Annotated in this window: 4 protein-coding genes and 2 pseudogenes; 2 read left to right on the top strand and 4 right to left on the bottom strand. The window is 60.1% G+C overall.

The window, feature by feature from the left end; all coding sequences use genetic code 11:
• Nucleotides 1-618, top strand: a pseudogene (locus EN935_RS20505) (hypothetical protein); the annotation flags it as partial.
• Between the two features lie 400 nt (nucleotides 619-1,018).
• Nucleotides 1,019-2,194: a YcaO-like family protein gene (locus EN935_RS20500; protein WP_126069636.1), complete on the top strand. Its 1,176-nt coding sequence runs from the start codon at nucleotides 1,019-1,021 to the stop codon at nucleotides 2,192-2,194.
• 212 nt (nucleotides 2,195-2,406) lie between these two features.
• Here EN935_RS20500 and EN935_RS20495 read toward each other — a convergent pair whose 3' ends face one another.
• From EN935_RS20495 to EN935_RS20480, 4 genes and pseudogenes are all read right to left on the bottom strand, one after another.
• Nucleotides 2,407-3,234 carry an AraC family transcriptional regulator gene (locus EN935_RS20495; RefSeq protein WP_127264733.1) on the bottom strand — a complete coding sequence of 276 codons (828 nt, stop codon included), beginning with the start codon at nucleotides 3,232-3,234 and terminating at the stop codon, nucleotides 2,407-2,409.
• A gap of 179 nt (nucleotides 3,235-3,413) precedes the next feature.
• Nucleotides 3,414-4,181, bottom strand: a complete 768-nt coding sequence (locus EN935_RS20490; RefSeq protein ID WP_127264734.1) for an SDR family oxidoreductase — start codon at nucleotides 4,179-4,181, stop codon at nucleotides 3,414-3,416.
• Between the two features lie 13 nt (nucleotides 4,182-4,194).
• The gene (locus tag EN935_RS20485; protein ID WP_127373562.1) at nucleotides 4,195-5,193 is read right to left on the bottom strand and encodes an ABC transporter permease; all 999 of its coding nucleotides are present in this window, start codon (nucleotides 5,191-5,193) and stop codon (nucleotides 4,195-4,197) included.
• A 41-nt stretch (nucleotides 5,194-5,234) separates the two neighbouring features.
• Nucleotides 5,235-5,493 (bottom strand): annotated as a pseudogene (locus EN935_RS20480) (sugar ABC transporter ATP-binding protein); the annotation flags it as partial.

Genomic DNA, 5,493 nt, shown 5'->3' with positions numbered 1-5,493 from the left:
GACCCGTGGGATGCCAGGAACCGTGGCGTTCTAGGGTGGGCTTATTACCGCATGGGGCTTTACACCCAGGGAGAAAAGGAATTCAGGCGCGCCGTCGAGCTTGACCCCTATGACCCCGCCGTTTTGATATCCGCTTCCGAGGGGCTCGCTTGCTATGGTGACGGCAATGCGGCTGTTACGTATGCAGAGAGGGCGTTTCACCTTCACCCTGCGACGCCAGATTTTTTCCACTTCTTCGGACTTCAAGCATTTGCCATGGCCGGAGCCTATGAACGAGCCCTCGATCATGGCTCAGCCCTCTGGTCATTCGGACTGGCCGAGCCGCTGGCATGGAATGCGTTCGCGTTGACCAAGAGTGCCCGCCACGACGAAGCTCATACATCCACGATTGCATTCCTGAAAATAGTTGAAACACGTTGGGAAGGCGCATGCTTTAGCCCGGTCGCAGCGATGCAGTGGTTGGACCAGATCACTCTCGTCTCTGATCGGCATAGACGCGAGGAATTTCTGACTTGCTTGGCCAAACTCATTTCAGAAATCACCGGATGTCCGCTTCAGAGACTTCTACCTACACCCCATAATCGTCACGAAACCCAACTCCTGAAGATATATATCTAGAGTCCCTTTGTGCTCATTTACCACTGGTATCACGATGTTTACCGTAGACGCATCGTCACGAACTATATTGATCTGCAATCGAGCCAATTGCGACGGATCTACACCGGCATCCTCCAAGGCTGCTTTAGGGTCCGCGACAAAATCATCATATGCAGCTTGATTGGTGGCCGCACTGTATATCAGTTTTCCTACCTTTAGACACGCGCACGGGTCTGTTGCAAAAGTGAGCGAGCCGCCGTCGTCCTCACTGCCTCTCTTCACGGTAGGAATGGTCCGAAGCCGCATCTCATACCTCCCTGGTAAGCTTTCAAGCTTCCGTAAGTCCAGAATGAATGGCTCAGAGTAATTTAGGGGACTCTAACACGTAAGGCTGTCGGCACAAAGAGGGCGTACTGAACCGGTGAACGGAAATTTCGATTTACTTCATCTGACCCATACCGATGCTCCTGCGGAGTTCATCGTCGCTGCACGGGAGTCCGCTGGCAAAGCCGAGATACTCGGCTCCGGACGGGGTCTGACGCGCGAGAATGCGCTGGCATCTTGTCTCGGCGAAATGGCGGAGCGAGCGGCGGCGTCTAAAATCGACGCTCTCCAGATTATTGAGGCGCGTGCAATCGATCTGCCAGGACGTTCTATCGCGCCCAACCAATTTTGGCAGTTTTCGGACATTCAGCTCCGAGATGGTCCCAATCCAGGTGAATTGATTTCACCGCGCGCATGGTCGGTCGTCAAGGAACATATCTCCAACTGCACCAGCTGGTGCTTGGCGAAGCCAAATCGCGCTGGCCCAGACGTATTCGTGCCAATCGTCAACGTCGTGCTCGGTGAGGGACCGACAGATAGCAATGGTCTTGCCGCCGGCATTGACCGCTCCGCTGCCCAGGTCACCGCGCTGCTGGAACTTGTGGAACGAGATGCCGTCGCTATCTGGTGGTACGGGCGCATAAGACGTCCTCCGGTGTCGCTCGGAACGCTTGATGAACCGGCCCATTCGGATCTGCGGCATTGGCTAGAGCGGCGGCAACGACGCACCTGGCTCCTGGATCTTACGAACGACCTCGGCGTGCCAGTCATCGCCGCCATTTCGGCCGATCAGAACGGCTCTAATATCGCCTATGGTTTCGCAGCGCATTTGTCGGTCCGGCAAGCCAGTCAGGCGGCCGTCTTGGAGATGTTGCAGAGCGAGCTATCGCTTATCCTCGCCGAGAAGAGGGCGTTGCAGTCCGGTAGGCCGGAAGGCCCAGCCGGACGGTTCCTGTCTTGGTCGCGCTCCGCGTCGGTTACACGCATGGCCCACCTCTTGCCCGATCTCGACGCAACTGCCATTCCTTCTACCAACTCGCCAGCTGCGGATCTGAGCGATGTGGTTGCGAAAAAGACCGGGGTACCAGTAGTATTTGTGGACCTTGATCTGCCGGACGATACATTCAAGGTTGTTCGTGCATTATCACCTTGCCTTCGGTCATGGCGGCCCAGATTTCGAAGAGGTCGACTTCAGTCTGTACCTCGGACTCTTGGTTGGGCGCGTGAGGCATTCGACGAGACCTCTTTTGATGGTAACGTCATTCTAATCTAGATCCAGGGATTGCAATATCGGCTGATGCTGAAGCCTGTCGGCTCCGCCAGCTAACAAGCGAGAGACAGCGCTGTCATCGCAACATTTGCGCGCTGCGGTAATTCAATGCCCGCTTGGGTGGTCGGCAATTCGGCCGAGCGCAAACGAGCGTCCGCTTCCGGGTCGATGCTCGACGGTCCTGATGGCTATCCCGCACGCGGCGGGCAGTTGGTTCAGGCGATCGCCCGCGCGGCCTCGCGGTAGAGCGTCGGCGGCACGCCGACATGGTCGCGGAAGAAGCGCGAGAAATTGCCCTGCGTGGTGAAGCCGAGATTGCAGGCGACCGAGATCAACGGCTCCTGCGACCATTGCAGCTGCCGCACCGCTTCCTCCATGCGCAGCGTGTTCCAGTAGACGTTGGGCGTCAGATTGGTCTGTTCCTTGAACAGCGCGAAGAAATGCGGCCGCGACAGGCCGACGCTGCGCGCCACGTCGTCGAAGCAGATGCGCTCGCAGACATTGGCCTTCATCAGCTGGATCGCCTTGCGGACGCGGAAATCCTGCATGGTGTTGATGCGGACACGCGCCTCCTGCGGCGCCGAGGCGTCGGCGGCATCGAGCACGCTATCGATGAAACGCTCGATCTCGTAATTGGCGATATCGTCGATGCTCTCATTGTCGCTGAGATGGTCGAGCAGATTGGCGGCGGCCTGGTGCAACCAGGGCTCGAGCGTGATCGCGGCTTGTGAGAACAGCGGCGCGGACGAAGGCAGGTCGCGGCGGCGCCGCGCCCAGTCCGGATCGATGTAGAAGGCGAGGAAGAGGCCGGGTGTGCCATCTCGCGACAGAATATGGCTGTGCGGCTGGAAGGAGTTGATGCCGGCGGCGGTGCGCGGTCCAAGCGGTACCGTTTCGCGGCCAATGGTCATCTCCCCGGCCGTGCCTTCCAGCCAGATGATCAGATGCGCCTCGACATGGGCATGGGTGACGAAGTCGCTTGCGACATTCAGGACAGAAACATGTCCGAACCGGCCCCAGTAGAGCCTGATCGCTTCCGTCATGGGTATTCCTCCCGCAGACGACTGGCCTCCCTTCGCCTGCAGCGGGATTGTGCGGCTGAGTTTGGGGTCGCGTCAAGACTCGGGGGTGCGGCGGGGGCGAATGACGGCCGATGCCTGTGGATTTTCAGACTGAGCGATAGGCACTGGAACGAATAACGGTTGGGGAGGACGCCAGCCCCTCAAACCGAAGCCGTCATGCCGCCATCGACATACAGCGTATGGCCGTTGACGAAGGAGGATGCATTTGACGCCAGAAACACGGCGGCGCCGATCAGCTCGTCGACATTACCCCAGCGCCCGGCTGGCGTGCGCTTTTCCAGCCAGCCGGAAAATTCCGGATTGTCGACCAGCGCCTGGTTCATCTCGGTGCGGAAGTAGCCGGGCGCGATCGCGTTGATCTGCAGGCCGTATCTGGCCCAGTCGGCGCACATGCCCCTTGTCAGGTTGCGGATCGCGCCCTTGGTTGCGGTGTAGGGTGCGATGTTCGGCCTTGCCAGTTCGCTCTGCACCGAGCCGATGTTGATGATCTTGCCCTTGCCGCGCGGGATCATGTTGCGGGCGACGGCCTTGCCGGCATGGAAGGCGCCCGAAACGTTGGTCTTGAACAGCCGCTCCCATTGCTCCTCGGGAAAATCCTCGAGCGGAGCGCGGAACTGGACACCGGCATTGTTCACGAGGATGTCGATGGCGCCGATCTCGGCCTCGATGCGTGCAACGTCCGCATTGACCGCTTCAAAATCGGTGACGTCGAACACCGAGGCATGTGCCTTGAAGCCGGCATCGCGTAGTTTGTCGACCGCACTGTCGATTCTGGCGGCATCGCGGCCGTTGAGCACCACGCCGGCGCCGTGTTCGGCGAGACCGCGAGCCAGGGCGAAACCTATGCCTTGGCCAGAACCGGTAATCAGCGCAAGCCGCCCATCAAGGCTGAACAGGGAGTTTGTCACGGACTGTCCCGGCCTACTCGCTGCGGCGGAAATTGCGGATGCGGTCGAACAGCACCGCCAGCAGGATGGCGCCGCCGATGAACACGCCTTGCCAGAAGGCATTGATGCCGAGCAGGCCAAGGCTGTTGCGGATCACCTCGATCAGGGCCGCGCCGACGATGGCGCCGAAGGCAGTACCGACGCCGCCGGCCAGATTGGCGCCGCCAATGACGGTGGCGGCGATCACCTGCAGCTCCATGCCGGTGCCGAGATTGGTGGTGACGGCGCCCAGCCAGCCGGTCTGGACGATGCCGGCAATACCTGCCGACAGCGCCGGGATCATATAGACGGCAACCTTGATCTGGCGCACCGGAACGCCGGTCAGCGTCGCCGCATGCTCGTTGCCGCCGATGGCGAAGATATGCCGGCCGAACTTGGTCCAGCGCAGGATGAAGCCGGTGATCAGCGCCAGAAGGATCATGTAAAGCACCGGATTGGCGATGCCGAACACCCAGGCGCCGCCGCCCAATGCCAGCAGCTTGGCGTGATCCGGTCCGAACTGGAAGACGACGGTGTTGTTGGAGGCGACCATGGCCAGGCTGCGGGCGATCGACAGCATGCCGAGCGTCACCACGAAGGGTGGAAAGCCGAGATAGGCGATCAGGATGCCGTTGAAGGCGCCGATAGCAAGCGCCGTGGCGATCGAAGCCAGGATGCCGACCTCGATCGAATAGCCGGCATGCATGGTGACGGCCAGGTTCATCGACGACAGGCACAGCACCGAGCCGACCGACAGGTCGATGCCGCCGGTGATGATGACGAAGGTCATGCCGAGCGCAATGATGGCGACGAAGGTGATATTGCGGGTGATGTTATAGAGGTTCTTCGACGTGGCGAAGGCGTCGGTGGCAAACGACAGGAACACGCAGGCCAGGATGACGGCGATCACCACCCAGAAGGTCTGGCTGGCAAACAGCCGCGCGGCCAAGGATTGCTGCTTGTGTTCGATCGGCTGGTCAATTGTCAGTGCCATCGTCGACCTTCATCTGCTGTGCGTGGTGGAATTCGCTGAAATCAAACCTGTTCGATGGCGCCGGTGATCAGCCCGGTGACTTCCTCGGGCGAACTCGACGCAATTGTCTTGTCGGCAACCTTGCGGCCGCGCCGCATGACGATGACGCGGTCGGCGACGGTGAAGACGTCTGGCATGCGGTGGCTGATCAGCACCACTGATATGCCCTGGTCGCGCAAATGGCGGATCAGGTTCAGCACCTCGGCGACTTGGCGCACCGAGATTGCCGCCGTCGGTTCGTCCATCAGCACGATCTTGGCC

The organism is Mesorhizobium sp. M7D.F.Ca.US.004.03.1.1 (assembly GCF_003998635.1).
GTDB lineage: Bacteria > Pseudomonadota > Alphaproteobacteria > Rhizobiales > Rhizobiaceae > Mesorhizobium > Mesorhizobium loti.
This window is presented reverse-complemented; position numbering and strand designations above follow the sequence as displayed.

Excerpts from the sequence above, each read along its gene's own strand:
- EN935_RS20495 (WP_127264733.1), bottom strand. The coding sequence starts at position 3,234 with ATGACGGAAGCGATCAGGCTCTACTGGGGCCGGTTCGGACATGTTTCT.
- EN935_RS20485 (WP_127373562.1), bottom strand. The coding sequence starts at position 5,193 with ATGGCACTGACAATTGACCAGCCGATCGAACACAAGCAGCAATCCTTG.